This is a genomic window from Blautia massiliensis (ex Durand et al. 2017) (assembly GCF_001487165.1).
GTDB classification, from domain to species: Bacteria; Bacillota; Clostridia; order Lachnospirales; family Lachnospiraceae; genus Blautia_A; species Blautia_A fusiformis.
The window spans coordinates 1,524,747-1,541,863 of sequence record NZ_LN913006.1 but is presented as its reverse complement, the minus strand read 5'-3'; the positions used below and the strand labels follow the sequence as shown (position 1 = coordinate 1,541,863).

The 17,117-nt window shown below is 46.6% G+C and carries 12 protein-coding genes; 11 read left to right on the top strand and 1 reads right to left on the bottom strand.

Annotated elements, in window-relative coordinates:
- Window positions 1-1,262 precede the first annotated feature (1,262 nt).
- The 6 genes from BN3261_RS08045 (at window position 1,263) to BN3261_RS08020 (ending at window position 6,648) form a co-directional block, all read left to right on the top strand.
- A complete protein-coding gene (locus tag BN3261_RS08045) occupies window positions 1,263-3,620 on the top strand; it encodes a hypothetical protein (protein ID WP_059085952.1) in 2,358 nt (785 codons plus the stop codon).
- Window positions 3,617-3,814 carry a hypothetical protein gene (locus BN3261_RS08040; protein WP_059085951.1) on the top strand — a complete coding sequence of 66 codons (198 nt, stop codon included), beginning with the start codon at window positions 3,617-3,619 and terminating at the stop codon, window positions 3,812-3,814. Before BN3261_RS08045 ends, BN3261_RS08040 begins: the two co-directional genes overlap by 4 nt.
- Before the next feature lie 102 nt (window positions 3,815-3,916).
- Complete coding sequence (locus BN3261_RS08035; RefSeq protein ID WP_110925877.1) at window positions 3,917-4,210, top strand: hypothetical protein; 294 nt, start codon at window positions 3,917-3,919, stop codon at window positions 4,208-4,210.
- Window positions 4,211-4,212: 2 nt separating this feature from the next.
- Window positions 4,213-4,545, top strand: coding sequence for a hypothetical protein (locus BN3261_RS08030; protein WP_059085949.1), 333 nt, complete (start codon window positions 4,213-4,215; stop codon window positions 4,543-4,545).
- Window positions 4,546-4,575: 30 nt separating this feature from the next.
- Window positions 4,576-6,021 carry an N-acetylmuramoyl-L-alanine amidase gene (locus BN3261_RS18395; RefSeq protein ID WP_330383255.1) on the top strand — a complete coding sequence of 482 codons (1,446 nt, stop codon included), beginning with the start codon at window positions 4,576-4,578 and terminating at the stop codon, window positions 6,019-6,021.
- Window positions 6,022-6,066: 45 nt separating this feature from the next.
- A complete protein-coding gene (locus tag BN3261_RS08020; protein ID WP_059085948.1) occupies window positions 6,067-6,648 on the top strand; it encodes a manganese catalase family protein in 582 nt (193 codons plus the stop codon).
- A gap of 135 nt (window positions 6,649-6,783) precedes the next feature.
- Here BN3261_RS08020 and BN3261_RS08015 read toward each other — a convergent pair whose 3' ends face one another.
- The gene (locus BN3261_RS08015; protein ID WP_059085947.1) at window positions 6,784-11,025 is read right to left on the bottom strand and encodes a 2-hydroxyacyl-CoA dehydratase; all 4,242 of its coding nucleotides are present in this window, start codon (window positions 11,023-11,025) and stop codon (window positions 6,784-6,786) included.
- 302 nt (window positions 11,026-11,327) lie between these two features.
- On the opposite strand from BN3261_RS08015, the gene tgt reads away from it, so the two are divergent.
- From tgt to BN3261_RS07985, 5 genes are all read left to right on the top strand, one after another.
- Complete coding sequence (tgt, locus tag BN3261_RS08010) at window positions 11,328-12,479, top strand: tRNA guanosine(34) transglycosylase Tgt (protein WP_015527155.1); 1,152 nt, start codon at window positions 11,328-11,330, stop codon at window positions 12,477-12,479.
- A gap of 157 nt (window positions 12,480-12,636) precedes the next feature.
- Window positions 12,637-12,951, top strand: coding sequence for a preprotein translocase subunit YajC (gene yajC, locus BN3261_RS08005; protein ID WP_015527154.1), 315 nt, complete (start codon window positions 12,637-12,639; stop codon window positions 12,949-12,951).
- Window positions 12,952-13,702: 751 nt separating this feature from the next.
- Window positions 13,703-15,058: an SPFH domain-containing protein gene (locus BN3261_RS07995; protein WP_059085945.1), complete on the top strand. Its 1,356-nt coding sequence runs from the start codon at window positions 13,703-13,705 to the stop codon at window positions 15,056-15,058.
- Between the two features lie 84 nt (window positions 15,059-15,142).
- The gene (locus BN3261_RS07990; protein WP_022426084.1) at window positions 15,143-16,228 is read left to right on the top strand and encodes a TFIIB-type zinc ribbon-containing protein; all 1,086 of its coding nucleotides are present in this window, start codon (window positions 15,143-15,145) and stop codon (window positions 16,226-16,228) included.
- A gap of 13 nt (window positions 16,229-16,241) precedes the next feature.
- Window positions 16,242-17,042, top strand: coding sequence for a TPM domain-containing protein (locus tag BN3261_RS07985; protein ID WP_110925779.1), 801 nt, complete (start codon window positions 16,242-16,244; stop codon window positions 17,040-17,042).
- The last annotated feature ends 75 nt before the right edge of the window (window positions 17,043-17,117 follow it).

The following is a 17,117-nucleotide window of genomic DNA, read 5'->3' as shown; positions in this document are numbered from 1 at the left end:
ATTAACAAATGTCATACATATTGACATAGTACCTTTGTCGGGATTATCGTCTGCTCCTTGACAATCACAAAAATTCACGCCTATAGGAGCGTTTTTCATGTAGTTTTCCAAAGAATTTACGTATTTTGATGGCGTCTTACTATTTTATGTCGTAACGATATGTCCAAGTGCTGTTCATCCGGTAGGCTGCTATTACTTTACCAATTCCAACAACTATCAATCCAGCATCCCGTCCGAATGGAATGTAGATGCAGAATGCCCACGGAGGTATAGTAAGGTTTTCGTTTACTACAATTGCGTTTTCACCAGCACGGAAAAAAGCAATTTCGTTGCCGTCTGGAATCTTGTCGTAGGCGGCACTTGCATAACTGGAAATACGGTTACTATTTAACTTATAGTCACAGGATCAAAGCAGATTAAAAGTGCTGTGCTCCAGGGAATAAGTGTCACTTTCAATGTTGCCGAAGAAGTATCAAGTACGGGTGGTGCTGCGTATTCAGATTTTTTTGATAGTTCTGTCGCTCCCGTCTGCTTTCCTGTTATGTATAAAGAAGTAATGCAGTTGTTATCAATTAGTAGAAACGAAGTCATATGATTGTTTACACTATTCCACTTTACGCTTACTGTTTTGGTAGAGCCATCACTATGTATAATATAACTATCGGCCTTGAACCGCTTACTATTTTATTGAGCTGAAAAGTATTTCCAAGCACTCCAAGAATCAGTCTTTTTCGTCCTTATTGCTATTTTTTCGCAGCCGAACGAAAAAGCCAATTGTGCAGTATATATTTCATTACCAGGGTTATGTTGTATAACGCAACACCCATTGCTGTCCAATTTAGGAAGCCCTTTAGGATTTATATCCGTATTTAAAATAAATGCAGCTGGTGGATTATCTAAGTCGGATACATTTTTTTCACAGATTGAAAACCGGTTACTATTTAAGCATCAGCATCTTAATGCCTCCCCATATGGTTTCGCTGGCGTTTATCGTCAATGTAGATGTGTCATCACTGTATGTACCCGAAAAAGTCCTGCTTGCCACAAAGTCTGCAATTTTAATAAAATTTACTGTCCGTTTTTCCGATGCAACATCAACAAAGACAATGTACATAAATCCATTATATCGTGAAGTCGCTCCGTACATGAGAAACGATGCATAGGTGTAAGTATTAAGCTTAATATTTACAGAAAATGTTGAGAGATTTCGAATATCAATGAAGACCTTACTATTTAATCTCACAGAAAGGAGGTGAGAAAAAATGAGATTTCAGAAAGAAGTGAATATTTTTGCACCGGACGCGATATTAAAGCGCTTCCAGGCAAATGAGACAAATTTTTCTGTTGTCAAAGGCAAGATTGAAGCTCTGATCAGCGAGAGCGAAATCCTCGAACTGCAGAACAGCAAGGTTACTATGTATAGCAAACTTGCGGATGTGAAGCTTACTGTAGATGGACTTGAGCAGACCTATACAGACATAACGTCCAAATACGATGCTGTCAGCGGAAAGTACACAGACCTCGATGCCAAAGTTGCTGAGTATAAATCAGGTGTGGATGGCATGTCGCAAAACCTTTCGCGGGTGCAGACAAATCTACGGGACAACTATAGTACCACAGCCACGATGAATGCTACTATTCAGGCCAAGATAGATGGCCTGTCCTCAACTATATCACAGACTTATGCCACAGGATCAGATGTTCAACAGAAGCTTGCATCTGCCGATGCAACTGCAAAAGGCTATGCAGATGCGGCAAAACAGGCAGCTGTTGATACCGCACAGGCTTCAGCAAAAGAGTTGTTAAAGTCATATGCCACAGTTACGCAAACACAGTCAATGATTGACCAGAAGGCAGGAAGCATTGAAAGTAAGGTATCATCTACGTACGCCACAAAAAAATCTGTTGGCGAATTGCAAACATGGAAAACAGAAGCGTCTCAGAAGATCACTGACAGCGCTATAGTATCAACAGTCACATCGAGCACGGAATGGACAAAAAAGGCTGACAAAGCATCACTGATCAGTCAGATCAATCAGTCGGCAGAACAGATCAAGATCCGTGCAAACATCATAGACCTGCAGGGCAACATCAGTATCACGGATATATCTAACGACGCTATGGATACTATCAAAAACTATAGTATCACGGCATTGTCAGATGCAAAAAAGTACACGGATGAATGTGATAAGTTAGTGATTAAAGATTCACAGGATTACTCAAAAAGCTACACACTTTCCGAAATCGGAAAGCTGGAAGCGTCCGGAGGAAATCTCGTCAAAGGATACAGGTTCTCTGACGATAACATTAAAGCATACTGGAACACGGCCGGGACAATCAAGTCGGGACAGAATGATCCAGATGGTGGGAAAAATGCAGTGGCTATCGTTGCGGACGCAGCGAATTGCTATTTGGCTTCAAAAAGAAACGAAAACACGATAATCAACGCCACAGGCCGATATACAGTGACCTTCTGGGCCAAGGCATCAAAAGCGCAGACAGTGACATTCTCCTTTAACAAGGTCAGTGAAAGCATAGCGTTAACCACCACCTGGAAAAAGTTCTCCTTCATAAAGGATATCACGAGTATCGCAACATCCGGAAGTTTGATAATATTCGGCGGTAGCAATTCAATCAGCACCGGTGATGGAACTATCTATATTTACCGGCCAGACGTGCGGCACGGATATTCTTCGGAAGATATATTCAATTTACTGACCAACAACGGAAACATCCAGGGTATGTACATGACCGACGGCAAGTTGTACTGGAATGGAACATACATCAAGTCTAAGTCTATAACCACGGCCGCACTTGCAGCTGACAGTGTAACAGCTGAAAAAATTAAAGTAGATGATCTGTACTCTTTGAAAGCAAGCATAGCCGGGTTCAAGATCTCATCAGATACGATATCGCATCAAAGCATTACAAACCCCGAAAGCGGTATCGGACAGAACTATTACGATACATTTTTTTCTTCAAAGGATAAACGCCTTACTTTTCGAAAAGGACCGGGAACATCTGACTACATTACATTTGATATACGAGGTCTGCGAGCCAGTGGAGGAAAAAGATTAAACCTGATATCAGACGCAGAAACAAATGACAGCAGCGAGGGTTTTTCCTCTGGAGCTCATCACTCTATGGGACATACAAACATTTACGGGAATTTATACGTAGCAGATAGTTTTCGGACAGCTGGAACTAAACAGGCAGTTCGTCAAACAGAAAACTACGGAGAAAAAGGCGTTTACTGCTATGAGACCCCAACGCCGCATTTCGGCGACATTGGATCCGGAGAGATATCAGAGGATGGAAAGTGCTACATTGACATTGAGGACATCTTAAAAGAGATGATTAACACAGAAATGCAGTACTATGTTTTTTTGCAGAAATGCGGTGAGGGAGATCTGTACGTATCAGAATGCTTCCCGGATTACTTCATAGTCACTGGTACACCTGGTCTCAGATTTTTTTGGGAATTAAAGGCAAAACAGAAAGGTTATGAGTACAACCGATACGAAGGCGAGGACAGAGTAGTAGGATTCAGAAAAATAGCATATGACGAAGAGTATATCGCAGAAACAGAAAAGCTCATCGAAGAAAGAGAGGAAATATGAAGGTATTAACGAGTTTTATAGTATTAAACACAGGAGAAGGTGAAAGAATCTCATTCACCTATTCGGAAGTAGCTGAGGACGGAACAATCATCAGCCAGAATAACAAGAAAAACTTCCTCGTACTTAACAAAGAACTGAAAAATCATATCAGCGAAATTAAGAAATATATCGAAGATAATCACCTCACAGAATAGGAGAAAACATATATGAAGATCAGAGCAGAGCCGTAAGGCTCTTTTGTTTTACGCAAAATTGCGCCGGCGCAACACCGGAGAAAGTGTGAATGATTGAAAGAAATGCTTACACAGACATACGTTATTGCACTTCCGATTGTTTTAGGATACATCGTCTGGCTTCTAAAAAACCAGAAAAAAGACCGGGATGCAAATAGTAAGGGAACCATGCTCTTGCTTCGTGTTCAGATGATCGAATACCATTCAAAGTACATGAAAATGGGAGATATCCCATCTTATGCTTATCAGAACTTTTGTGAGATGTATGAGGCTTATCATGAACTTGGCGGGAACGGCATGGTAACAAAAATGAAACAGGAAATTGAAGAATTACATATCAAAAGAAAAGGAGAATGATCATGAATATTAATACAATTACACAGTATGTAACTTACGCCCTTGCCCTGATCGGCATTCTGGCTTTCATCGTATCAGCTATTGTGCAGGTAATCAAAGACCTTCCGGGACTGAAGAACATCCAGACCAGCATTGTGGCGCTTGTATCATCTATGATCCTGTGTCCACTGGCACTGATGGTCATGTGCACATATTATAAAGCTGCAGTTACCTGGTACTACATCGCAGCATCAGTCATTGCGGCATTTATCGTTTATTTAGTTGCAACCGGGGGTTGGGAAAAAGTTAAGGAAATCTGGGATAGAACAAAATATAAGGATTCAGAGGGCGAGTGATCGTCCTCTTTTTTGAGAGGAGAAAACAATATGCTGAAGATCATGGGAAAATCACAGGTCAGCATTGAACAGATGCGGGCTTATATCAAAAAAGTAAACCCAAAGGTGTCCGATTCGGTCATCAAGATGATTTCTCTGTATATCGCAGAAGGTGCGGCAGAAGGAGTCCGTGGTGACATTGCTTTTGCTCAGTCTTGCTTGGAAACTGGGAACTTCACTTTCAGCGGATCCGCGGTGACGCTCAGCCAGAACAACTTCTGTGGAATGGGCGTGACTAAAATCGGCATGAAGGGCAACAGTTTCAAAACCCCGGCAGAGGGCATCCGAGCACAGATCCAGCACCTGCAGGCCTACGCATCCACAGACCGACTAAAGAATCGTTGCGTGGATCCGCGCTATACATACGTCAACAGAGGCTGTGCAGAGCACGTGGAGCATCTGGGCATTCAGGAGAATCCAAAAGGTCAGGGGTGGGCATCCGGCCGGAATTACGGCCAGAAGATCATTAATATTCTGAATAGCATATTATCCATTAAGGCATCAAATAAGACATCAAAAACAGAAAAGGAGAGTACAACCATGAATATCAACACAAGTCTTATCAGTAACAATAACAGCTATGCAGGCCAGACACCGGCATATATCGTAATTCACAACACAGATAACTATGCCAAGGGTGCAAATGCGAAAGCGCATGCTAAGGCTCAGCATGATGGCAACTTTAAAGGCTATTCCGCACATGTATATGTGGATGACACAGAGGCGTATCAGGCGCTTCCATATAACCGTGGCGCATGGCACGTAGGGGTTAACTACGGCGGTCGGCTGTTTGGTACTGTCAACAACAGAAATTCAGTAGGGATCGAGATGTGCGTCCAGGCAGGCTATAACTATGAGAAAGCTTTCCAGAATACAGTCCAGGTGTGCAAACAGCTTATGAAACAGCTGGGAATCCCGGCAGACAGAGTTGTGCAGCATTATGATGTATGTGCAAAGAACTGCCCGTCAGCAATTCGAGCAAAAGGTGACTGGAACCGGTTCAAGCAGCTGATCGGAGCTAAGACCGCCACACCGACGGTAGATAAGTACTATCGCACAAGAAAGTCCTGGGCTGACAGCAAGAGCCAGATCGGAGCATACAAGAGCCTTGAGAATGCAAAGAAAGAGTGGAAACAGGGATACACCATCTATGACTGGAACGGAAAAGCAGTGTATCCGGTACAGACTTCAAAAAAGGCAGTAGTTCTGACGGGAAAGTTTGAGACCCAGCTTCCAATCATCCGGAAAGGGAATTCCGGCGTTGCAGTTTCTGTGCTGCAGTCTGTACTTGGTGTTACTGTGGATGGCAATTTCGGAGACGATACAGAAACATCCCTGAAAGTTTTCCAGAAAAACACAGGCGTAAAGGCAAATGGAACCTGCGGTATTGATTCCTGGAAAAGAGTGATCGAACACATGAAAACCAACACAAAATAACTTCCTATTGTAGAAAAAGTCCGGCAGGTACCCACTGCCGGACAGATTGTATCATCATTCGGAAAGTTAAATTATCTGTTATTGTACTCAGGTGGGCCGGACGGAGAAATAGGAGCTTCCATGCGGTATCTTTCCCAGCGTTTTACCGCACCGAACCGGATGGTCGCGGCAGTGCTCAATGATGTGGGAACAGAAGAACTGGCGCATTTGGAAATCGTATCCACCATTGTCCATCAGCTGACAAAGGATCTTTCTATGGAAGAAATCGAGAACAGCGGACTTGGGCCGTATTATATTGACCACACGGTGGGAATCTGGCCGCAGGCTGCAGGTGGAGTGCCCTTTAATGCCTGCGAATTCCAGAGTAAGGGTGATCCGATCACGGATCTGTTTGAAGATCTGGCAGCAGAACAGAAGGCACGCTCCACCTACGATAATATCCTCCGGGTGGTGAAAAATATCCCGGAGGTTGCAGATCCCATCCGTTTCCTTCGGGCAAGAGAGGTAGTCCATTTCCAGCGTTTCGGTGAAGCACTGAGATCCGTGCAGGAGCAGCTGGATGCCAAAAATTTCTATGCCTTTAACCCGAGCTTTGATGCTCCGTGCAAAGCTTCCTGTGAAGAGTGATGGATCAGAGAAAAAATCTGTCTGACAGGAATCATATCTGAAATAAAAAGAGCTGCACAGCCGGCAGGGATCCTGCGGCTGTGCAGCTTTGAATTTGTTTTTTGGGAAAAAGATGTTTGTAACCTGCATTTCTTGTTATGCGTCTTTTTTATCGTCTTTATGCAGATTCTTCTGTGCTGTGGAAAGCATAAGCTTGATCCTGTTCAGCTGATTTACTTCGCTGGCACCTGGATCGTAGTCGATGGCAACAATGTTGGCTTCCGGATGCTCACGGCGAACTTCCTTGATGACACCTTTTCCTACGATGTGGTTCGGCAGGCATCCAAAAGGCTGGATGCAGACGATGTTCGGGATACCGCCGTGGATGAGTTCCATCATCTCTCCGGTCAGGAACCATCCTTCACCGGTCTGATTTCCGGCAGAAACGATGGGCGCAGCCATTTTTGCAAGATCACGGATATCTGCGGCCGGTGTAAAGTGGCGGCTCTGCTCCAGGGCCTCATTTGCTGTTTTTCTCAGCCAGTCGATGGCTCTGAGGCCAAGATTTGCGATGGTTGCCTTGGATTTCTTGAATCCAAGCTTTTCAACCTTGAAATTCTGGTTGTAGAAGCAGTAGCAGATAAAGTCGATAAGATCCGGAACAACCGGTTCTGCCCCTTCTGCCTCCAGAAGATCTGCCAGGTGGTTGTTGGCAGCAGGCAGGAACTTGACAAGGATCTCACCTACGATACCAACGCGAGGCTTTTTCTCATCGGAGATCGGGATCGTATCAAAATCATGGACCATCTCACGGCACATTTTTTTGAAGGTACCATGGCTGACGCTGCTGCCTGTTACGAAGGCAATGACGCGCTGCTCCCAGATCTTGTGCTTGCGGTTTACGATACCCTTTTCCAGCTCGTAAGGACGCATGCGATATACGCATTTCATCAGGATATCACCGAATACGGCACTGTAAACGATGCGCCTGATCAGCGGCAGTGTCAGCTTAAAGCCAGGGTTGCTCTCCAGTCCGCTTAAGTTGAGGGAGATAACCGGAATCTGCTCCATACCGGCTTTTTTCAGGGCGCGGCGGATGAATGCGATATAGTTGGAGGCACGGCAGCCGCCGCCTGTCTGAGACATGATGACTGCAGTTTTGTTCAGGTCATATTTGCCGGAAAGAAGAGCATCCATGATCTGTCCCACAACCATCAGGGACGGATAGCAGGCATCGTTGTTTACATATTTAAGGCCCACATCAACAGCATGCTTGTTGTCGTTGGGGAGGACTTCCAGGTTATAGCCGGATGCCTTAAAAGCAGCCTCAAAGATTCCGAAGTGGAATGGAGACATCTGCGGGCAGAGAATGGTGTACTCCTTACGCATCTGCTTGGTAAAGGATATCTTCTCGATGGAAGCCGGCTTGATGTTCCTTTTTTTATTCTGTGCCTGTTTTGCACGGATAGCAGCGATCAGGGAACGGATACGGATCCTTGCCGCACCCAGGTTGTTGACCTCATCGATCTTCAGGCAGGTGTAGATCTTGTCACTTCCATCCAGGATCTCATAAACCTCATCGGTGGTAACGGCATCAAGTCCGCATCCGAAGGAATTCAGCTGGATCAGATCCAGATCCTCTCTTGTTTTTACAAAATTTGCGGCAGAGTAGAGACGGGAGTGATACATCCACTGGTCGTTGACACGGATGGGACGCTCCAGATGTCCAAGGTGTGCAACGGAGTCTTCGGTAAATACGGCGATTCCGTAGCTGTTGATCATATCTGGGATACCGTGGTGGATTTCCGGATCAATATGGTATGGACGGCCTGCAAGAACGATTCCGCGGCGGCCGGTTTCTTTCAGGTACTGCAGGGTTTCTTCACCCTTTTTCTGGATATCCATATGTACGGCTGCAAGTTCTTCCCAGGCCTTATGGGCAGCAGCTTTGACCTCGGCAGCAGGAATATCCTGGAATTCTTCCACAAGGCGGTTTGTCAGGATATCCTCGGAAGTAAATGCCAGGAACGGGTTGCGGAAGGTGATGGATGGATCACTGAGCTCGTCCACATTGTTCTTGATATTTTCCGCATAGGAAGTAACGATCGGGCAGTTATAATGGTTGACCGCATCCGGGAACTCGTTGCGTTCGTAAGGGATGCATGGGTAGAAGATAAATTTCACACCGTTACGGATCAGCCATGTGACATGTCCGTGAGCAAGCTTGGCCGGGTAGCATTCGGATTCACTTGGGATGGATTCGATACCCAGCTCGTAGATCTTACGTGTGGAAGTAGGAGAAAGTACCACCTGGTATTTCAGCTCTGTAAAGAAGGTATACCAGAACGGGTAATTTTCAAACATGTTCAGAACACGTGGGATACCAACCTGTCCACGGGTAGCCTTATCTGCGGAAAGTGGTTCATAGGAAAAGAGCCTCTTATATTTGTAATCGAAAAGGTTCGGGATATGATCCTTGTTCTTTTCCTTTCCAAGTCCGCGCTCACAGCGGTTTCCGCTGATGTATTTACGGCCGCCGGAGAATTTGTTGATGGTCAGACGGCAGTTGTTGGTACATCCGCGGCAGTTTGCCATGGAGGTGGTGTACTGGAGGCTGTTGATCTGATCGATGGAAAGCATGGAGGTTTTTTCACCCTCCTGATAGCGCTCCCTTGCGATCAGAGCAGCACCGAAAGCACCCATGATCCCGGCGATATCCGGGCGGATGGCCTGGCAGTTGGCAATCTTCTCAAAGCTGCGGAGAACTGCGTCATTATAGAAGGTACCACCCTGTACAACGATATGCTTGCCAAGCTCGGAAGCATCGGAAACCTTGATAACCTTGTAGAGGGCGTTTTTGATAACGGAGTAGGCAAGACCAGCGGAGATATCGGAAACCTCAGCGCCTTCCTTCTGGGCTTGCTTAACTTTGGAATTCATAAATACAGTACAGCGTGTTCCAAGATCAATGGGATGTTTTGCAAAAAGAGCTGCTTTTGCAAAGTCCTGTACTGTGTAGTTCAGAGATTTTGCAAAGGTTTCGATAAAGGAACCGCAGCCTGAGGAACATGCTTCGTTGAGCTGTACACTGTCAACCGTCTGGTTACGGATCTTGATACATTTCATATCCTGACCGCCGATATCCAGGATGCAGTCTACTTCAGGATCAAAGAAAGCAGCTGCGTAATAATGGGAAACGGTTTCGACTTCACCTTCGTCAAGAAGAAGTGCCGCTTTGATCAGGGCTTCGCCGTAACCGGTGGAGCAGGAAAAAGCAATTTCTGCATCTTCCGGAAGAAGGCTGTAAATCTCCTTGATGGAATTGATGGTGGTTTTCAGCGGGTTTCCGTTGTTACTGCTGTAGAAGGAATAAAGAAGAGTTCCGTCTTCGCTTACCAGCGCGGTTTTTGTTGTGGTAGAGCCGGCGTCGATCCCCAGGAAGCATTTTCCCTTATAGGTGGAAAGATCTCCGGTTTTTACCCTGTAGGCACTCTGACGGTCATGGAAAGCCTGGTAGTCGTCCTCTGTGGCAAAAAGCGGCTCCATACGTTCTACCTCAAAATCCAGCTTGATGGTAGTCCGCATGCGTTCCTTCAGTTCAGTCAGGGAAACGGTAACATCCTGCTTTGCATTCAGGGCGGAGCCGATGGCTGCGAACAGATGAGAGTTGTCCGGTGCGATAATATGTTCATCATCCAGCTTCAGGGTTCGGATAAAAGCAGTCTTCAGCTCAGAAAGGAAGTGAAGAGGCCCGCCAAGGAAGGCAACATGTCCGCGGATCGGTTTACCGCAGGCAAGACCGGAGATGGTCTGGTTGACAACTGCCTGGAAAATGGAGGCAGAAAGGTCTTCCTTAGTTGCTCCGTCGTTGATCAGTGGCTGGATATCTGTTTTTGCGAAAACACCGCAGCGTGCCGCAATGGGATAAAGTGCCTTGTAATGTTTGGCGTATTCATTAAGACCTGGTGCATCGGTCTGGAGCAGAGATGCCATCTGGTCAATGAAGGAACCGGTACCGCCGGCACAGATGCCATTCATACGCTGCTCTACATTTCCGTTTTCGAAATAGATGATCTTGGCATCCTCGCCTCCAAGCTCGATAGCAACATCCGTCTTTGGTGCCAGCTTCTGCAGGGAAGTGGATACGGCGATAACCTCCTGTACAAAAGGTACTTCCAGATGATTGGCAAGTGTCAGTCCGCCGGAACCTGTAATGACCGGACAGAGTGTCAGTTCACCAAGCTGATCCTCAGCTTTCTGAAGAAGATCTGCAAGGGTTTCCTGGATATTTGCAAAATGTCTCTCATAGTCGGAGAAGACAAGCGTATCGTTTTCGTCTAAGATCGCAATCTTAACAGTGGTGGAACCAATGTCAATTCCAAGTGTGTGTTTCTTCATAAAAAATTGATTTCCTCCTCGTTGTATCTATACAGGGGTTGCCCGACTCTGACATTTCTGTCAGATGGGAGTTGTTTCTTCTTATTATAAAGGATTTTTAAGCGAATATTCTATATTATACGATATCGTTTAAAAAATGGCAATGTAAAAGTTTAACAATCAGTAGCCGTAAAGAAAAAAATGTGTTATGATATTGACTAAAAGTTTTGAAAGATATTTGCATCGACAGCTGGTTATGGCTGTATCTGCGACGCAGATGCCGGGCAGAGACAACTTTAAAATGTTTTTAGAAGGGAAATGAAATGGCAGAATATAAACTGATCACAACAGAAGGAAGAGCGAAAAGGGGCGAGTTTAAGACGGTCCACGGAACGATCCAGACTCCTGTTTTTATGAATGTAGGAACAATTGCGGCAATTAAAGGTGCAGTTTCCACTGTGGATCTTCATGAGATCGGTACACAGGTAGAGCTGTCCAATACCTATCATCTTCATGTGCGCCCTGGAGACAAGGTGGTAAAGCAGCTGGGAGGTCTTCATGAATTTATGAACTGGGACAGACCGATCCTTACCGATTCCGGCGGATTCCAGGTGTTTTCGCTGGCGAAGCTTCGTAAGATCAAGGAAGAGGGCGTGTATTTTAACTCTCATATCGATGGTCATAAGATTTTTATGGGACCGGAGCAGAGCATGCAGATCCAGTCAAATCTGGCTTCTACCATTGCAATGGCCTTTGATGAGTGCCCAAGCAGTGTGGCAGACAGGGATTATGTACAGAAATCGGTAGCGCGTACAACACGCTGGCTTAAAAGATGCAAGGATGAGATGGCTCGTCTGAACAGTCTGCCGGATACCATTAACAAGAACCAGCTTCTTTTTGGCATTAACCAGGGGGCTGTTTATGAAGATATCCGTATTGAGCATGCCCAGGCTATCGCGGAGATGGATCTGGACGGCTATGCAGTGGGCGGCCTTGCAGTTGGTGAAAGTCATGAGGAGATGTACAGGATCCTGGATGAGGTGGTTCCGCATTTGCCGCAGAACAAGCCGACGTATCTTATGGGGGTTGGTACCCCGGCCAATATCCTGGAGGGGGTTGAGCGTGGTATTGACTTTTTTGACTGTGTATATCCCAGCCGTAACGGCCGTCATGGTCACGTGTATACCAACCATGGCAAGATGAATCTTTTTAATGCAAAGTATGAGCTGGATTCCAAACCGATCGATGAGGAGTGCCAGTGCCCGACCTGCCGTCATTACAGCAGAGCGTATATCCGTCATCTTCTGAAGGCGAAGGAGATGCTTGGCATGAGGCTTTGTGTTCTGCATAATCTGTATTTCTATAATCATATGATGGAAGAGATCCGGGATGCGCTGGATGCAGGGAATTTTGCGGCTTATAAGAAGATGCGTCTGGAAGGCTTTGAGGAAGGCAGGATCAACGGGAACCGGTAAGTTTTATTTATAAAATTTGTGTAAATTACTTTGATTTTATAAGAAAACTCTTGAAGGTTTTTTGGTTTTTGTGTATGATAGTACGAAGTGACACTTTTAGAGGTCAGTAACGGCGGGGGTACCGCAGATTATTTGTTTTTAGCAGGAGGAATTTGAAATGATCGCATCATCTACAGCGGCAGCTGGCGGACTTAGCGCGGGTCTTGGTATTGTCTGGATCGTAGTTCTGTTTGGAATTATGTATTTTATGATGATCCGTCCGCAGAAGAAGGAGCAGAAGAGAACTCAGACTATGTTGAACAGCATGGAGGTTGGTGACAGTGTTGTTACTACCAGTGGTTTTTATGGTGTTGTTATTGATATGACTGAGGAAGATGTTATTGTTGAGTTTGGTAATAATAAGAATTGCCGTATTCCTATGAGGAAGCAGGCGATTGCTGAGGTTGAGAAGGCTGATCAGGCTTCTGCTTGATGCTTTTTTCGCAATAACTTGAATATGAGAGAGGCACTGCGTTTTTTGTGACGTGGTGTCTTTTTTTGTATTTGTATGTGGACGAACGGACGAACGAACGGATGAAGGGACGCCGGGGAAGGGGATGCTGGCTGGTCTGCGGCTTCGTCGGGGGCTGGCTTCTAGGACGCCGGAAATCTGCTAAAAGCGTTTTTAAAAAGTCCGAACTCGCGGCCTGCTGCCGCTCAGACAGCGAACTTTTGAAAAACAACGCAGATTCCCGCCGTCCAAGAATCAGCTCCCCTCCTGCAGAAGCAGAGCCATCCAGCATCCCCTTCCCCGGCTGGTGCTTCCGGTGAGAAATAGTGTCGTTTGACGGTTGGTTGTGGGTCGTCAGCGTTGCGTTGGACGACTGCAATGGCTGAGTTTGTGTTTGATTGGGGGGACGGCTGAGGCGCTGCGCTGTCAGCCTGGATTGCGGATGTGCCTAGAATTGCGGATGTGATGGGAGAATAGCCTTTGATGCCAGCGCAGATGGACTGTGTGGATGTGCCTAGAATAGCCTTTGATGCCAGCGCGGATGGACTGTGTGGATATGCCTACAATTGTGGATGTGATGGGAATATGACAATTGTAATATTGTATAGAAATAAGTGGATTTTTGATAAAATTCGTGTAATAATGATGTTACTATCAGAAATGAGAGTGACGATGGCTTTGGAATATCGTAAAATTGTAAATAAGAATGAATTTTCAGAAAGGGGTTGGATTTATGGGTCTTATCAGAGCGGCTGTGGGTGCAGCGGGTGGTACGTTGGCGGATCAGTGGAAGGAGTTTTTTTACTGTGAGGCTATGGATAAAGAAGTGATGGTTGTGAAGGGGACGAAGAGGTCTTCTTCCAGGTCTTCCAATAAACATGGGAGTGATAATATCATTTCCAGCGGCAGCGGGATCGCTGTGGCGGATGGTCAGTGTATGATGATCGTGGAGCAGGGAAAGGTTGTTGAGGTTTGTGCGGATCCGGGAGAGTATACGTATGATGCTTCTACGGAGCCGAGTATTTTTTCAGGTAGTCTGGGTGACGGAATCAGGAAGACCTTTGATACGATCGGGAAGAGGTTTGCTTTTGGCGGTGATACGGGTAAGGATCAGAGGGTGTATTATTTTAATACCAAGGAGCTTGTGGATAACAAGTTTGGTACTGCTAATCCGATCCCGTTCCGGGTTGTGGATTCTAGGATCGGGCTGGATGTGGATGTGGCTGTGAGGTGTCATGGTGTTTATTCCTACAGGATCGCGGATCCCCTTCTTTTTTATACGAATGTGTGTGGAAATGTGGAGCGGGAGTATACCAGAGAGGAGCTGGACGGACAGCTGAAGGCGGAGTTTATCAGTGCGCTGCAGCCTGCTTTCGGAAGGCTTTCGGAGCTGGAGTTGCGTCCGAATCAGATCGTGACTCATAATACGGAGCTGGAGAATGCCATGAATGAGGTGCTTTCTGCCAAGTGGGAGGAGCTTCGTGGGCTTAAGGTGGTCAGTGTGGCACTTGGTTCTGTGACATTGCCGGATGAGGATGCCGAGATGATCAAGCAGGCTCAGCGTACGGCTATGATGCGTGATCCTGCTATGGCTGCGGCTACTCTGACCGGGGCCCAGGCGGATGCTATGAAGGCTGCGGCTTCTAATTCAGCAGGGGCTATGACTGGTTTTATGGGCATGGGTATGGCTGCTAATGCAGGTGGTCTGAATGCGCAGCAGTTGTTTGAGATGGGCCAGAAGCAACAGGCGCAGCAGCAGAGTGTACAGCAGCAGGCAGCGCGGCCGGTTTCGCCGGCAGGGAACGGAGCAGGGGCTGCGGCTGGTTCCTGGACCTGCAGTTGTGGTGCGGTTTCTTCGGGGAAATTCTGTCCGGAGTGTGGTGCATCGCGTCCGGTGGAGGACAGCTGGACCTGTTCCTGCGGTACGGTGAATAAAGGCAAGTTCTGTATGAACTGCGGAGCGAAGAAACCGGAGAAGAAGATGCAGTATCGCTGCAGCAGGTGCGGATGGGAACCGGCAGATCCGGAGAATCCACCGAAATTCTGCCCGGAGTGCGGTGATCCGTTCGGACCGGAGGATGCAGTATAGATCAGAAAGAGAGATGGTCAGGAGCAAAATGCAAGGTAACTCCTGCCGGTTGTTGGATACAGAATGATGAAGTGAGGTGAATATATGGCGAAGATGCAGGAGTTTAAGTGTCCGTGCTGTGGTGGCTCTATAGAGTTTGACAGTTCTGTGCAGAAGATGAAGTGTCCGTTTTGTGATACGGAGTTTGATGTCGGGACGTTATCGGAATATGCCCAGACTGTGGAGGAAGAGCAGCCTGAGGATATGAGCTGGTCGGATGAGGCCGGCAGTGAGTGGCAGGACGGGGAGAGTGAGGGGCTGCGTACCTATGTGTGCAAGTCCTGTGGCGGTGAGATCGTGGGAGATGCCAACACGGCAGCAACGGCCTGCCCGTTTTGCGGAAGTCCGGTGGTAATGACCGGGCAGCTGTCCGGTGCACTGAAGCCGGATTATGTGATCCCGTTTAAGCTGGACAAGAAAGCGGCAAAGGAGAGGCTGAAAAAGCATCTTACCGGTAAGAGGCTTCTGCCGAAAGCGTTTAAGTCGGAGAATCATATCAGCGAGGTTAAGGGTATCTACGTTCCGTTTTGGCTGTATGACACAGACGCAGACGCAGATATCCGTTACCGTGCAACAAAGACCCGGTTCTGGAGCGATAGTGATTATGATTATACGGAGACCAGCTATTATGCAGTACACAGAAGTGGTTCTCTTGGTTTTGATCATGTACCGGTGGATGGCTCTGCCAGCATGGAAAATGATCTGATGGAGTCTATAGAGCCTTTTGATTTCAAAGAAGCGGTGGATTTTCAGACTGCGTATCTGGCTGGATATTTTGCAGATAAATATGATGTGACAGCCAGCGAGTGTGAGGAACGTGCCAATGAGCGTATCCGCCGCAGCACAGAGGCTGCATTCCGGGATACGGTGAGAGGATACGCCAGTGTGGTACCGGAGAATACCAGTATCCGGCTTCATAACGGGACAACGAAATATGCGTTATATCCCGTATGGATCCTGCAGACGAAGTGGAAGGGTGATAATTACATATTTGCTATGAATGGTCAGACAGGGAAATTTGTGGGAAATCTGCCTACAGATAAGAACGCTTTTGCACGATGGTTCCTGGGAACAACGGGGGTCGTGGGTGTGATCACTTATATTATCCTGTATCTGATCTGGGCTTTGTAGGGAGGTGGATGCCATGAAAAAAAGAATATCTGTATTTTTGATATCGATCTTTTTGTGTCTGGCATGTGCTTTTCCAGTATGGGCAGGCACCGTAAGCCGTCTGGATGACCAGGCGGGCCTTCTGGATGCAGAGCAGCAGGAGAGCCTGAGCAGTACTCTGGATGAGATCAGTGAGCGAGATCAGGTAGATGTTGTGGTCGTTACCGTTAACAGTCTTGAGGGAAAAACAGCCCAGGCGTATGCGGAGGATTATTTTATTGACCATGGATATGGACAGGGGGAAAATGGTGACGGTATTTTATTCCTGTTGGATATGGGAGACCGTAACTGGGCCATTGCAACACACGGATATGCGATAGAAGTGTTTACGGATGCCGGACAGTCCTACATCATGGATCAGGTGAAGCCTTATTTAAGTGACGGTGATTATAACGAAGCGTTTCATAAGTTTGCCACGGAATGCGATGATTTTATCACGCAGGCAGATGAGGCAGAGCCATACGATGTGGAAAACCTTCCAGATGAGCCTTTTGCGGTTGGGATAAACCTGCTGATCGCTCTTGCTGTGGGGCTTGTGGCAGGATTACTGGTGACCGGAAATATGAGAAGAAAGCTGAAAACTGTGCGAAAACAGGATCGGGCGGCTTCTTATGTGCGGCAGGGCAGTATGAATGTGACCAGAAGTAATGATTTTTACCTCTACAGTACGGTATCAAAATCCGCAAAACCGAAAAATGAGGATAATAGCGGTGGTTCCAGCACCCATACCTCATCTTCCGGTGATACCTTCGGTGGTTCCAGCGGGAAATTCTGAGAAGATCATCAGGAAAAACAGAATATGATAAAAAAAGAAAGACTGCTGTACCGGAATGGTAGGCAGTTTTTCTTT